The sequence below is a fragment of the Ligilactobacillus sp. Marseille-Q7487 genome (genome assembly GCF_949152225.1).
GTDB lineage: Bacteria > Bacillota > Bacilli > Lactobacillales > Lactobacillaceae > Ligilactobacillus.
Map to the genome: position 1 here is coordinate 1,390,845 of NZ_CASCJC010000001.1, position 13,779 is coordinate 1,404,623.

Below are 13,779 nucleotides of genomic sequence, written 5' to 3' on the forward strand. Positions count from 1 at the left end.
AACTATTAACTAGTCAAAAAATCGGTCTTCTTTTACATTTTTTGAAGTCTTTCAATTCGTTCTTGAATCGGCGGATGTGTTGCAAACAAATCTTTACCTTTAAGCGGATTAGTAATATATAATGCTGCGCTGCTTTGATCGACATGTTGCATCGGTTCACTATTAGAAATCTTTTGTAATGCACTAATTAAGCCATATGGATTTCTAGTTAGTTCAACAGCTGAAGCATCTGCCAAATATTCCCGATTCCGTGATAAAGCCATTTGCACAAGAGTCGCTGCTATTGGCCCTAAGATAATTGCTAAGATGGCTAAGATACTAAACAATAATTCTAAACCACCAGATTTTTCTTCATCGTCTCGTCTACGACCTCCCCCCCAAAAATATGCACTTTGGCCAATCGAAGCCAACAGTGAAATCGCAGAGGTTAAAGCAATAGCTGTTGTTTGCAAACGAATATCATAATTGCGAATATGGGAAACTTCATGGGCAATCACGCCTTCCAATTCTTCACGATTCAACCGTTGCAACAAGCCTTTTGTCACAGCAACTGCTGAATGTTGTGGATCGTTACCTGTCGCAAAGGCATTGGGGCTTGGATCATCGATGATAAAGACGCGCGGCATCGAAACCTTACCGACTAACGCCATATCTTCAATAATATTCCACAATTCAGGAGCTTGCTGTTTATCAGTAATTTCAGTTGCACGATTCATCTTCATCACAACATCAATCGAGTTTGACATCATCGATAATGCATAAAAAACGCCTAAAATAATTGCCAAAACCAAGCCAAAGAGCCAACTTCTTAAAAAAGTCGCTCCAATCGCCGCACCAATCACTGAGACCAAGGCAAAAAAGCCCGCCATCACCAGGATGGTTTTGCGTTTGTTTTGTGCAATTTGTTGATATAACATGTGATATTCACCTACTCATCATTAATCAAATGAAACTTTAGGTACTTGTTTTTCTTCTTGCGGTGTTTCTAAATAATCAACCTTGAGCATACCATGCATCTTAGCTATCACGTTAGAAGGAAAAACCAGTAACTTTTGATTATATAAAGCAGCCGAACTGTTGAAAAGTTGGCGCGAATAAGAAATCTTGTTTTCTGTATTAGTCAATTCTTCCATCAATAACTTATATTGTTCATTAGCTTTTAGGTCTGGATAATTTTCACTTAAAGCAAAAATAGATTTCAACGAATCACTAATTTGATTAGACAATTCCATTTTTTCTTGCTTAGCATCTGCTGGCAATTGCACGATTTGATTTCTTAAAGCAATCACCTTTTGGAGTGTTTCTTGTTCATATTTAGCGTAGCCTTTAGTCGTTTCAACTAAATTAGGAATCAGATCGTTTCTTCTTTTAAGTTGCACATCGATTTGACTCCATGATTCATCGGTATTAACCTTAGCTTTTTGCAAACCGTTGTAAATGCCGATATAACCTAAAACTAAAACTACCACTACGATGATACAAATAATTGCTATCATTATCTCAATCCCCCCATATTTCTTAAAATAATTTATGAATTCATTTTAACATAACTTTTTTTCAAAACAACTATTCATACTCAAGTTTAAAAATAATTAAAAAAGCAAGTCAGCTTAGTTGCTGACCTGCTTTTCTTGCGGCACCTATTTAATTTAGATGAGTCAAAATACTCCACAATATTTATGACTAGACACGCTACAATCCGGTAGCATCTGTGCCCCGCATTCGATTAGACCGCTTGGTGCCTCAGCACGACAAAAACTTGTCCGGTCTGACTCGACTCATCGCATGACACTATCATATAGTAATTTTTAACTTTTGACAAGTCCTAATCTAGGTGTTTGTCCATACGATGATGTGCAATTCCCGCATCTAAAAAACCTTCTCCAACCACTTGATAACCTAATTTATGATAGAAAGCTTGGGCACTATCTTGGGCCCCTAGCGTTAACGTTTGAATTCCTTCATTTCGCGCAGCTTGTTCGATTGCTTGTAAAAGTTGGCTAGCCAAACCTTTATGTCGATAGTCTTTTAGTACCGCCACGCGTTGAATATGCCAACTTTGCGCAGTTTCTGCAAAAGCACGAGCTGTGGCGACCGGCTTTTCGGCCAGATAACCTACGTAATGAAGTGGTCCTTGCTCGCCGACTAGTTCTAATTCAAGCGGTACACGTTGTTCGTTGACGAACACTTCTTTTCTAATCACAACGGCATCTTTATAAATATCACTAGTTAAATCCGTCGTCTTTTTTATTGTAAACAATTCTGTCACCTCACATTAAAAGGGTCTCGTTTTAATTGTAACACAAAATTCTTAATTAAAGTCTTTTACATCTTGCTTTTTCAAGAGATTGTAACATATAAAAAATCATCACTTTCTAAGTGAATTTCATTAAATTATTTCTTATTTTTTATGAAATCTAAAAGCTTTTTTAATACCATCTTTTAGACGTTCATCTACTCACTTATAAACTTATCGCCAAATAAATAATTTACGAAATAACATTTATATTTATCAATTCTACAGATAATCTAAAAATTTATCTATTCATCTTTTGGAAGTGCTTTATATAAAATATAGGTGTACCAAATCATTTAATCTAGAAAGGATGATTCATCATGAAAAAAATTATCAATGATCCTAGCAATGTAGTGCCTGAAATGTTAGCAGGCCTAGTTAAAGCTTATCCAGATTATGTAACACAATTGCCAGATACAACTATCTTAATCAGAAGCGATCAAGCTTCCATGCAAGGCAAAGTCGGTTTAGTTAGTGGTGGTGGAAGTGGGCATGAATCAAGCCATACTGGCTTTGTGGGCGCAGGGACGTTAAGTGCAGCCGTTGCCTTACTTCACCAACACCAGACCAAGTCTATGAAGCAGTCAAAGCAACAGATCAAGGTTGTGGGGCCTTTTTAATCATCAAAAACTATTCAGATGATATGATGACTTTTGAAATGGCTAAAGATATGGCCGAACTTGATGGCATCAGCGTTGATAATATCGTTGTTGATGATGATATCGCCGTTGAAGATAGTCTTTATACTCAAGGAAAATGTGGAGTAGCCGGTACACTTTTCATGCACAAAATCTTAGGAGCCGCTGCTCAAATCGGTGCTAGTCTCGCCGAAATTTCCGCTTTGGCTCATGAAGTATTGCCTCATATCAATACTTTAGCAGTTGCTTTAAGTGCAGCAACAGTTCCTGAAGTTGGCACCCCTGGCTTTGAATTGGCTGCTGACGAGATTGAATATGGTGTCGGAATCCACAGCGAGCCTGGCTATCGTAAAGAAAAACTCAAACCATCCAAAGAACTCGTTGCAGAATTGATCGCTAAACTCGATGAATGCATGCACTTTGATGCTAATAAAAAATATGCCGTTTTAATCAACGGTATGGGAGCAACATCTTTAATGGAACAATTTGTGTTTAGTAATGATGTCTTCTTGGCTTTAGCTGCTAAAAATATTACTCCGGTCTTTAGCAAAGTCGGTAATTATATGACATCACTTGAAATGGCTGGTATTTCGCTAACCTTATTTGAACTAGTCGATGATAAATGGCTAGAATATCTTCAAGCTCCAGTCAAATTTAGAAATGGCTAAAGCAAGTGCAAACACAACTGACTTAGCTACTCTCTTAGAAGCAGCCTTAGCAGGTATCAAAAAACGCAGGGGGCTCAAAGCAATGATAAGACCATGGTTGATGTTTGGGAGGCCGTTTTACCTAAGATTAAAACTAAGCAACTAACACAAACCGACATTGAACAAGCCGTGCAAGCTACCGAACCAATGATTACCAAAAAAGGACGTGCATCATATCTAGGTGAACGTTCCAAAGGTCATCTCGATCCTGGCGCAGTATCAAGTGGCTATTTATTTACTGCTTTATTACAAACAAAGGAGTTTTTTTAATGACTTTAGGTATCACACTTGTCTCGCATAGTCCGGCAATACCTCAATGTTTAGCCGCATTATTAAAACAAGTCGCTGCAAACGTTGCAGTGACAACTGCTGGTGGAACACAAGAAGATGAATTAGGCACTAGCTTTGATAAAATTTTAGCTGCCTTTGAACAAAATCCTGCCGATGAAATCTTAGCTTTTTACAATTTAGGCAGTGCTAAGATGAATCTTGAATTAGCATGTGAAATGACTACTAAAACAATTCATATTTATGATATTGCTTTTATCGAAGGTGCATACAGTGCTACTGCCTTATTACAAGCCGATGTTTCTCTTGCTGAAATCGAAGAACAACTTGCAGCTTTAAAAATTAAATAATATTTATAAATAAAAATACTCAAGACTAGTAAACACTAATCTTGAGTATTTTTTTATAAGGCTGCTGCCGTCATGAATTGACTGTTGTAAAGATCGGCATAAAAACCTTTCTTTGCCATTAATTGATCATGATTACCGGTTTCGACAATCGATCCGTGATTCATAACGATGATGTTATCAGCATCACGAATTGTTGATAAACGATGCGCTACAACAAAACTTGTTCTATTTGCTAACAAGCGATCCATGGCTTGTTGAATCAAGACTTCTGTTCTAGTATCAACCGAACTAGTTGCTTCATCAAGAATTAAGATTTCTGGTGAAGCTAAAAATGCCCTCGCAATTGTCAACAATTGTCGTTGGCCTTGCGAAATATTAGAAGCATCTTCGTTTAAAATTGTGTCATATCCATTTGGTAATTGACGAACAAATGTATCGACATGCGCTGCTTTAGCGGCAGCATAGACTTCATCAGGCGTTGCATCTTCTCTTCCATACTTGATATTGTCATAAATCGTACCAGTAAACAACCAAGTATCTTGTAACACCATTGCAAAGTTTTTACGTAAATCTTCGCGACTCATATTTCGTGTATCTTGCCCTTTTAGTCTAATTGAACCACCTTTGATGTCATAAAAACGTTCTAACAAGTTAATCAACGTTGTCTTACCTGCACCAGTTGGGCCAACAATCGCCACTTTTTGACCTGACTTGACTTCGAAATTAAAGTCTTTCATCAAGATATTATCATCTGAATAACCAAATTTCACGTGTTCAAATGTAATGATGTTATCATCAGCTGTTTGTACAGCATCTACATTTGTCTCTTTCATCTCTTCTTCGTCTAAAACTTCAAAGATTCGTTCGGCAGAAACGATTGTAGCTTGAATCGTATTAGCCATATTGGCTAATTGCGTGATTGGTTGGCTAAATTGGTTAACATATTGTAAGAAAGCTTGCACGTCACCTAAAGCAATCGTATTTTTAGCAACCGAAATTCCACCGACAACAGCGATAAAGACATAACCGATATTTTTGACAAGGTTCATCAAAGGCATGATACAACTTGAAATAAATTGCGCTTTCCAAGAGTAAGAATAATAATTCTTATTTTCTTCTTCAAAGTTTTGAATGACATCGTCTTCTTTATTGAAAGTCTTAATAACCGTATGCCCAGCATAATTTTCTTCGACTTGATTGTTTAACAGTCCTAAACTTCTTTGTTGGCCTGCAAAAAATCTTTGCGATCTTGGCGCAATAACCATGACAACTAACAAACTAAACGGAAGAGTCAACAATGCAATTAACGTCAATTTAACACTAATCGTTAGCATCATGTACAATACACCAAAAAAGGTTACGATACTTGTAACTAATTGCGCTAAACTTTGTTGCAATGTACCACCGATATTATCCATATCGTTGACTGCACGCGACATCACATCACCATTTGAATGGGTATCATAATAAGCAATAGGCAAGCGTTGCATCTTAGCCTTTAAATCTTGCCGTAACTTATAGACAATGCGTTGTGAAACATTAGCCATGATGAGTTGTTGGACAAATGATAAGATAGCTGAGACACCATACATGCAAGCAACCGTCACTAAGATTTTAGTAATCTTATCATAGTTGATTGGTAAACTTGTGACGTGTTGGCCCATTTTTAATTCGATGTAGCCTTTTTTGACACCATTAAAAATTTCTGTCGTCGCCTCTCCTAAAACCTTAGGACTGACGATTTGAAAAATTACCGAGCCGATTGCAAAAACAAACACTAACAAAAAATACCATTTCCATGGTCCCATGTAGTTAATCAAACGCCGTACTGTTTTCCAAAAATCTTTAGCTTTAGGCTTTGGCCCGCGGTTAAAACCGCCTCCGTGTGGTCCTGGCATTAGATGTCATCTCCTTTCATTTGTGATTGGACAATTTCTTGATACGTTGGATTAGTCTTTTTCAACTCTTCATGTGTACCTTGACCAACGACTTTACCTTCGTCTAAGACCAAGATTTCATCGGCTTGCGTAACCGTTGAAACACGTTGAGCCACGATGACAACCACACTTTGTTGCATCTGTGGATCGTTGCGTAATGCCAAACGTAATTTGGCATCAGTCTTAAAGTCAAGTGCAGAAAATGAATCATCAAAGACATAAACCGAAGCATTTTTGACTAAGGCACGTGCAATCGCTAACCGTTGCTTTTGACCACCAGAAAAATTATCCCCGTTTTGTTCAACAATCGCATCTAATCCATCTGGTAATTCATCAACAAAATCTTTAGCTTGTGCAATCTCTAGTGCTCGCCAAATTTCTTCATCACTAGCATCTGGTTTGCCAAACAACATGTTGCTACGAATTGTCCCTTTAAACAAGACTGCTTTTTGTTGTACAAACGCCACTTTATCATGTAAATCCTTTTGACTAACCGCGCTAACAGATTGACCATCAAGCAATACTGCACCACTTTCGATATCGTATAATCTTGGAATTAGGTTAATCAATGTTGATTTACCCGAACCAGTTCCACCGATAATAGCTACTGTTTGCCCTGCTTTTGCAATAAAGTTGACATTTTCTAACGCTAATTTTTCAGCACTCTTATAGCGGAAATTGACGTTTTTAAATTCCAAGCTACTCTTAACATCGCTAGTATATTCTTGTGTGTTATCTGGATCTGTAATTGAAAATTCTTCATCTAAAACTTGATTAATTCGGCTAGCTGCAGCTTGTGCACGTGGTACAAAAACAAAAATCATTGAAAGCATCATGAAACTAAACAAAATCATTGTGGCATAAGTCATAAATGATACTAAATTGCCGACTTGCATTTGCATATCACCAATCATGTGTGCCCCAAACCAAACAATTCCAATGTTAGTTCCATTTAAGATTAAAGTCATGATTGGAAAGTTCAATGAAACAATACTAAAAACTTTAATCCCAGTTTTAGTATATTCTTTATTGGCATCATCGAAGCGTTCTTGTTCAAATTGATCTTGACGAAAAGCTCGAATTACACGCACCCCCGTCAAGCCTTCACGAAAGACTAAGTTAATATTATCAATCAATTTTTGCAGACGTTTAAATAAAGGAACTGCAAAATACATCACGCATCCAATTGCTATTAAAAGTAATGGGACAGAGACCATAAAAATCCAAGTTAATTTCTTTTCGCTATGATAAGCCATGATAGTTGCCCCAATCAACATCAATGGTGATTGGATCATCATCCGTAGCATCATAACCATCACATTTTGAATCTGTAAAACATCGTTAGTCGTTCTAGTAATCAAGGATGCCGATCCAATATCGTCAAATTCATTATTTGAATAATGAATGACTTTCTTAAAGATTTCATTGCGTAACCGTGAACCAAGCTTTTGTGCTTGTGTCGCTGCAAAATAAACATTGCCCACAGCAGCAATAATCCCAATCAAAGCAATCCCAATCATTTTAAAACCAACTTGCCAGATATAATTAGTATCACCTTTAGCAACCCCGTTATTAATTATATCTGATGTTAAATTTGGCAAATTCAAGTCACAGATAACTTGGACAAACATAAAGGCGGTACCGATGAAAACGGCTAACCATGAGATTCTACTCTTAATTAGTTTAAACATTCATCTTATCCTCCATTCTTAATTCATTAGTTTTTCGCTCCAAATTGAAGCATATCTATCATCCAATAAAATTTTTGTGCAACCAATTGACCATCGATTTTAGTTCCCTTATCCGTCACTGCATAAACAGCCTCAAGTGAGTGTACCAAACATGTCATGACTAGCGACATCAAGGCTCTAAATTCTTCATAAGTCTCGACTTTTAACATTTTTAAATCACAATTTTGATAGACCTGTTGTAAAAAGTCCATCTTATCGGTATCTTTTGATTTATATTTTTCACGCCGCAATTCACGTAGTAATAAACGATAATCCCGACTTTCAATAGCTAATCTAAAAAAGTCCGTATACTCCTTGCTAAGAACATTGACTTTCATCGCATTCGTACCGTCTTTAATCGTTGCAAATAAATCCCCTTGATGATGTTGCAAGCTTGTTAAAAACGAAGCTTGTAACTCATTTTTCATCCCACTTGCAAAATATAAATATAAATCTTGCTTATCTTCAAAATATTGATAAAAACTGCCTCGCGGAATTTGTGCTTCTTTGATGATACGATTAATCGAGGCATCATTAAAACTAACTTGTGAAAATTCCTTGCAAGCAGCCGCCAGCAAACGTTGCTTTTTTTCTGGACTAATATTGAAAAAAGTTTGCTTAGGCATCTTCTTTCCTCCTATTCTTTGCGTAAAGCCTCCACTGGATCGAGCCGTGCTGCACGACTAGCAGGCATAAGACTTGCTAACATACTGATGATGACACTCAACAATATCCCAGCCAAAACATATTGCCAACTAACGGCTACAACGTTAACTTGATAGGCTGTTTGTGTAACATGATTGATTCCAAGGCCTAAAATATAAGTCACAAAAACACCCAAGATTCCAGCACCCAAGCCAATCAAAAAGGCTTCGGCTACAAAGATTCGACTGATATCTTTTTTTCTAGCTCCTAAGGCTTTTAATACTCCAATTTCTTTTGTCCGTTCAACTACCGAGATATTTAAAACTACTAAAATCATAATAGCCGATACAACAAGTGATACAGCCGCAATCGCAGTCAAAACATAAGTTAAGATGTCTAACATTTGTGAAAACATTTCGGTCATCGTCTCTTGCATCGATCCGGTATAACCCATCTTCTTGACTTTTTCTTTGATCTTAGCAGTATTTTCTTTATCCTTAGTGTATAGATAGATTGTATTGGGTTTTAGAGTTTGATTGTACTCTTTAAACAATTGCTTTAAATCTTGATAACGCACAAATAACGTACTCATTGTGGCATTGCCTTCTTGTTCATATAACCCTGAAACCCGATAATTCTTGGTAATATCCGCATCGCCCAGCTTAAGATTAAGTGTAACTGTCTTACCTACAATATTTTTCCCAAGCAAATCAGCTGTTGTCTTATCCAACATAATCTCATTTTTACCAGGAAACTTTCCTTGCTTAACATTTGCTTTAGCAATGCTAGAAGAAATAGTTTGTAGCATCATAATCTTAGCTGAATTTTTCTGATACGAAACGCTATTAGTTCCTAATGAAAAAGCACTGTATCCTAACTCTAATCGATCAACATGTTTGATTTTTGCCAATTTAGCTTGATCTTTAGCACTAAAAGCCATAGCTTGACTAGTCCCTGTTAGAGCAGCCATTTGATTTTGTTGTTGTTTGGCAATGTCTTCTTTTGAGACTTGCATCTGCCCGTTTTGCATCTGTTCTTGTGCACTAGACTTTTTATGAACCTCAGTGATATTAGGGTTGGTATAAGACTTCATTGTCCCTTTGACATAGCTAGTCACACCTTTTCCTAAAGACAACATCAAGACTACCGACATGATTCCAATACTTGAACCAAGTGCTACCAATAAATTACGACTAAGCTTGGCTTTCATATTCAAAAAAGCTAACCGTAGTGCTTTTGTAAAGCTCATATTCTTGCAACTCTTAAAAGTAGTTGACGCTAAAGCTTTAGGCATAGTCGCCTCTTTTTGATATGTATCGCTAATTAGGTTACCATTGTCGATTCGTAAAATTCGACTACAATGACTTGCAACCTTATCTGAGTGCGTCACCATCAAAACTAGCTTACCTGCTTTAGCAATATTTTGTATCATCTTTAAAATAACATCGGTAGTTTGAGCATCAAGCGCCCCAGTTGGTTCATCAGCAATAATTACATCAGGATCATTAACTAAAGCTCTAGCAATTGCTACTCGTTGCTTTTGACCACCAGAAATTTGATCTGGACGCTTATACAAATGATCTCCTAATCCTACTTGCGTTAATAACTCTTTTGCACGCATCTCACGCTTTTTTGTATCCTCATTAGACAAAGTCATTGCAAGTGCAACATTATCTAGCAAATTAAGATGAGGAATCAAATTAAAGTTTTGGAAAATAAACCCTATGCTTTTTTTGTGATAATCTACCAATTCTTGTTGATTATACTCAGCCAAATTACGTTTCTGGTAAAGAATTTGACCACCAAAATCCGAATCTAAGCCACCGATTAAATTCATCAAAGTTGACTTACCGCTGCCTGATTCACCAACAATTGCAACTAATTCACCAGCTTCAAAACTTGCATTAATCCCTTTAAGGGCCTGAAATTCTCCGCCACCTGCAAGCTTATAGTTTTTGGTTACATTATGCAATTCTAATAATCCCATCTAATAAAGCCTCCTCTCACTATATGACAACCTGTCATATGACACCTTGTCATAATATACTATTTATATTAATTTGTCAATATCTTTTCTAGCCAAAAAAGCTTGCCTTAGCAAGGTTTTCACCTTGCTAAAAGCAAGCTTTTATATAATTATTTCGCTGAAGCTCCCGAAACACTATCGAGTTCTTCGGCACTATTAATTTTTTGACCTTCTTCGTAGATTTCAAAATCATCATCAAAAATTTCAAAATCATCTTCGTTCAAAATCCCTTGCTTAACAGCTGCTAGCTGCTTAAGTTCAGGGTTTTCTTTTTGATACCACTCAAATAAAGCTTGGTAATCTAGCGGATAAGTTTCATATCCTGTATAGTTACCATAATCATCACGTAAAGCACGATAAATCTTAGCAAAGTTTTCTTGGCCATCTTTAGTGAATCCATAATCACGCTTACCTTGCTTAAATTCTTCAATAATCTGTGTAATCTTTGAATCTTGTTGCTGTAATTCATCAAATTGAGCAACAACTTTAATAAAGTTAACAAATTTTTCTAAAATCAAGCGCAAGAAAGCTTGCGTTTTTTCATCTTTTAAGTTTCCTTGTTCATCAAAGGCTTGCTTGGCATTTCCTAACAAAAATTCATTTCCTGGCATAACCATTGCATTTACCCCTGGAGCATCCAAGATCTGGCGTAAGTGTAGTTGTGCACGTGAGGTTCCTTGATCATAATAAGAAGCCCCAACAATCATAACTGGTTTGTGCGTTAAAGGATGAATCTTGTATGATAACCACTCAATTACACTCTTTAAGGCTGCTGGTACTGTATGATTATGTTCTGGTGTGGCGATGATTACACCATCAGCTTGTGTAATTTTTTGATTGAGCAATTGAATGATGGTACTTTGCGTTTGATCTTCATCTTGATTAAACAATGGAACATCCTTGATTTCTAGCAATTCTACTTCACAGATGTCACCATAGCTTCGTGCAATGTATTGCATCAATTTGCGGTTATATGAAACTTCTGCATTTGAACCAATAATTCCTACTAATTTCATCTTAATTACCCTCTCTTAGATATTTTCCCATGAAAATTCAGCGGCTGCTTTTTTATCAAGTTCTTTACTGTTTTGCAATTGGCTGATGATTTGAATAAAGATCATGAAATCTGCAAATAAACCATCTATCTTAGCCACCATTTCACTATTGTTCAAGTTTCCATCTTCATCAAAAGCACTTAACGAATGCCCCAATAAAAATTCGGAACTTGGCATGATACGTGCCTTTAATTCTGGTGCATCTAAGATTTGGCGTAAATGCATTTGCGCTCTTGAAGAACCTAATGTTCCATAAGACGCCCCAACAATCATCACCGGTTGATCGACAAATGGAAAATTGCCGTAAGATAACCAATTTAAAGCATTAATCAAAGAAGCTGGTACTGCATGATCGTACTCTGGTGTTGCAATGATGACACCATCACTAGCCGCGATTTTTTCAGATACTACTTTGACACAATCAGGTAATGTTTTATCGGCTGGTTTGTTAAAGAGTGGAAAATCTTTAATTTCAACCAATTCAATTTGTGCTTGGTTGGCAAAATGTTTTTGCATGTATTGTAATAATTTACGGTTGGTAGAAGCTTTTGAGTTAGCTCCAACTAAACCAATCAAATATTTCATTTCTTATTCAAATCCTTTCTAGATACTGTAAAAATATTTAGTTTTGTGTTACTTTTCACATTTTGATACAACGAAATAATACACTCAATCTTCGCGCAATGTCAACGCTTTTACCTAAAAAAACGTATAGATAAACAAAAGACATTTAAATAATTTTTCTATAAATAAGGAAATAAAAAAGTGAGACTTTAGCCTCACTTTTACTTAGACATTTAAAATCCAAAAGAATACGATAAAGACAAAAAACATTGCATACATCAGCGGTGGAACTTCTTTGTGACGCTTAGCAGCAAGCATTGTTATCGGATAAACGATACATCCCAAAGCCAAACCATCTGAGATACTATATGTCAATGGCATTGTTGCAATAATCAAAAAGGCTGGAATAGCAATCTCTAACTTAGACCAGTTAACCTTAGCCATATTTTGTGCCATTAATACTCCCACAATAATTAACGCAGGTGCGGTTACTTCTGAAGTTACCACTGCAAGCAATGGTGAAAAGAACAAACCAAAGATAAATAAAATCCCGGTTGTGACCGCTGTTAAACCAGAACGTCCTCCCACAGCAATTCCCGCTGAGGATTCTACATAAGCACCAACAGGTGAGGTTCCTAATAAAGACCCAACAAGCATCGCAGTCGAATCAGACATCAATGCTTGGCCTACTCGTGGCATCTTGTTATCTTTCATGAAACCAGCTTGATGAGCCAATCCAACCAATGTCCCTGCTGTATCAAAGAAAGTCACCAATAAAAAGGTTAAGACAACGACTACCATTTGTAAGGAATTGATGTCACCAAGATGCTTTAATGCTACTAAAAAAGTTGGTTCAAGACTTGGTACACTTGCCACAATTGTCGTTGGCACAGGAATAAATCCCATTATCATTCCAAAAATAGCAGAAACTACCATGCCAATAAAAATTGCACCAGGAACATTCATCACCATTAAGATAACGACTAATAATAAACCAAAAATCGTCACCCAAGCACTACCGCTAAATGCGCCTAATTTTACCAATGTCGAATCATCAGCAACAATAAGTTTGCCTCCTTGCAAACCAATAAAAGCAATAAACAAGCCAATTCCAGCAGAAATCGCATATTTCAAGTCAGCCGGAATAGAATCAATGATTAATTCACGTAAATTAAAAATTGTAATAATGACAAATAAAATAGCCGCTACAAAAACTCCAGCCAAAGTCGTTTGCCAAGGAATCTTCATTCCGATACAAACTGAATATGCAAAAAAGGCATTAATTCCTAAACTTGGCGCAGTAGCAATTGGATATTTAGCGCGGATCCCCATTAAAACACAGCCTAAAGCACTTGCTAGCGCTGTTGCCGTAAAAACAGCTCCTTTATCCATTCCAGAAGCACCTAAAATACTTGGATTGACAAACAAGATATATGCCATCGAAATAAAGGTCGTAAAACCTGCCAAGATTTCACGTTTAATTGTCGTATTTAATTCATCAAGCTTAAAAAAGTTAGTGATAAATGTTTTCACCTTAAAATCT

General features: G+C 36.6%; 10 protein-coding genes and 3 pseudogenes. 3 read left to right on the top strand and 10 right to left on the bottom strand.

Annotated features, from left to right (window positions below):
• Positions 1–32: 32 nt before the first annotated feature.
• The 3 genes from htpX to QM017_RS06960 all read right to left on the bottom strand — a co-directional run bounded on the left by htpX (position 33) and on the right by QM017_RS06960 (position 2,260).
• Positions 33–917 carry a zinc metalloprotease HtpX gene (htpX, locus tag QM017_RS06950; protein WP_282709245.1) on the bottom strand — a complete coding sequence of 295 codons (885 nt, stop codon included), beginning with the start codon at positions 915–917 and terminating at the stop codon, positions 33–35.
• A 21-nt stretch (positions 918–938) separates the two neighbouring features.
• Entirely contained in the window at positions 939–1,496 is a 558-nt protein-coding gene (locus tag QM017_RS06955; protein ID WP_282709246.1) for a LemA family protein, read from the bottom strand.
• Between the two features lie 329 nt (positions 1,497–1,825).
• Complete coding sequence (locus tag QM017_RS06960; RefSeq protein ID WP_282709247.1) at positions 1,826–2,260, bottom strand: GNAT family N-acetyltransferase; 435 nt, start codon at positions 2,258–2,260, stop codon at positions 1,826–1,828.
• Positions 2,261–2,616: 356 nt separating this feature from the next.
• On the opposite strand from QM017_RS06960, the pseudogene dhaK reads away from it, so the two are divergent.
• The 3 genes and pseudogenes from dhaK (at position 2,617) to dhaM (ending at position 4,279) form a co-directional block, all read left to right on the top strand.
• Positions 2,617–3,602, top strand: a pseudogene (gene dhaK, locus QM017_RS06965) (dihydroxyacetone kinase subunit DhaK).
• Positions 3,583–3,911 (top strand): annotated as a pseudogene (locus QM017_RS06970) (DAK2 domain-containing protein); the annotation flags it as partial. The pseudogenes dhaK and QM017_RS06970, both read left to right, overlap by 20 nt.
• Entirely contained in the window at positions 3,911–4,279 is a 369-nt protein-coding gene (dhaM, locus tag QM017_RS06975; RefSeq protein ID WP_282709248.1) for a dihydroxyacetone kinase phosphoryl donor subunit DhaM, read from the top strand. The pseudogene QM017_RS06970 and the gene dhaM, both read left to right, overlap by 1 nt.
• 53 nt (positions 4,280–4,332) lie before the next feature.
• Here dhaM and QM017_RS06980 read toward each other — a convergent pair whose 3' ends face one another.
• From QM017_RS06980 to QM017_RS07010, 7 genes and pseudogenes are all read right to left on the bottom strand, one after another.
• Positions 4,333–6,177, bottom strand: a complete 1,845-nt coding sequence (locus QM017_RS06980) for an ABC transporter ATP-binding protein (RefSeq protein ID WP_282709249.1) — start codon at positions 6,175–6,177, stop codon at positions 4,333–4,335.
• Positions 6,177–7,907 carry an ABC transporter ATP-binding protein gene (locus tag QM017_RS06985; protein WP_282709250.1) on the bottom strand — a complete coding sequence of 577 codons (1,731 nt, stop codon included), beginning with the start codon at positions 7,905–7,907 and terminating at the stop codon, positions 6,177–6,179. The genes QM017_RS06980 and QM017_RS06985 overlap by 1 nt, the downstream gene beginning before the upstream one ends.
• A 26-nt stretch (positions 7,908–7,933) precedes the next feature.
• Positions 7,934–8,572, bottom strand: coding sequence for a TetR family transcriptional regulator (locus QM017_RS06990; protein ID WP_282709251.1), 639 nt, complete (start codon positions 8,570–8,572; stop codon positions 7,934–7,936).
• 11 nt (positions 8,573–8,583) lie between these two features.
• Positions 8,584–10,578, bottom strand: coding sequence for an ABC transporter ATP-binding protein/permease (locus QM017_RS06995; protein ID WP_282709252.1), 1,995 nt, complete (start codon positions 10,576–10,578; stop codon positions 8,584–8,586).
• A 515-nt stretch (positions 10,579–11,093) separates the two neighbouring features.
• A pseudogene (locus QM017_RS07000) lies at positions 11,094–11,633 on the bottom strand (NADPH-dependent FMN reductase); the annotation flags it as partial.
• Positions 11,634–11,648: 15 nt separating this feature from the next.
• On the bottom strand, positions 11,649–12,257 hold the full coding sequence (locus QM017_RS07005) for an NADPH-dependent FMN reductase (RefSeq protein ID WP_282709253.1): 609 nt from the start codon (positions 12,255–12,257) through the stop codon (positions 11,649–11,651).
• 204 nt (positions 12,258–12,461) lie between these two features.
• Positions 12,462–13,769: an NCS2 family permease gene (locus QM017_RS07010; protein ID WP_282709254.1), complete on the bottom strand. Its 1,308-nt coding sequence runs from the start codon at positions 13,767–13,769 to the stop codon at positions 12,462–12,464.
• Positions 13,770–13,779: the final 10 nt, after the last annotated feature.

Coding starts and splice junctions, on each gene's coding strand:
- htpX (WP_282709245.1), bottom strand. CDS start 917: ATGTTATATCAACAAATTGCACAAAACAAACGCAAAACCATCCTGGTG.
- QM017_RS06955 (WP_282709246.1), bottom strand. CDS start 1,496: ATGATAGCAATTATTTGTATCATCGTAGTGGTAGTTTTAGTTTTAGGT.
- dhaM (WP_282709248.1), top strand. CDS start 3,911: ATGACTTTAGGTATCACACTTGTCTCGCATAGTCCGGCAATACCTCAA.
- QM017_RS06980 (WP_282709249.1), bottom strand. CDS start 6,177: ATGCCAGGACCACACGGAGGCGGTTTTAACCGCGGGCCAAAGCCTAAA.
- QM017_RS06985 (WP_282709250.1), bottom strand. CDS start 7,907: ATGTTTAAACTAATTAAGAGTAGAATCTCATGGTTAGCCGTTTTCATC.
- QM017_RS06990 (WP_282709251.1), bottom strand. CDS start 8,572: ATGCCTAAGCAAACTTTTTTCAATATTAGTCCAGAAAAAAAGCAACGT.
- QM017_RS06995 (WP_282709252.1), bottom strand. CDS start 10,578: ATGGGATTATTAGAATTGCATAATGTAACCAAAAACTATAAGCTTGCA.
- QM017_RS07005 (WP_282709253.1), bottom strand. CDS start 12,257: ATGAAATATTTGATTGGTTTAGTTGGAGCTAACTCAAAAGCTTCTACC.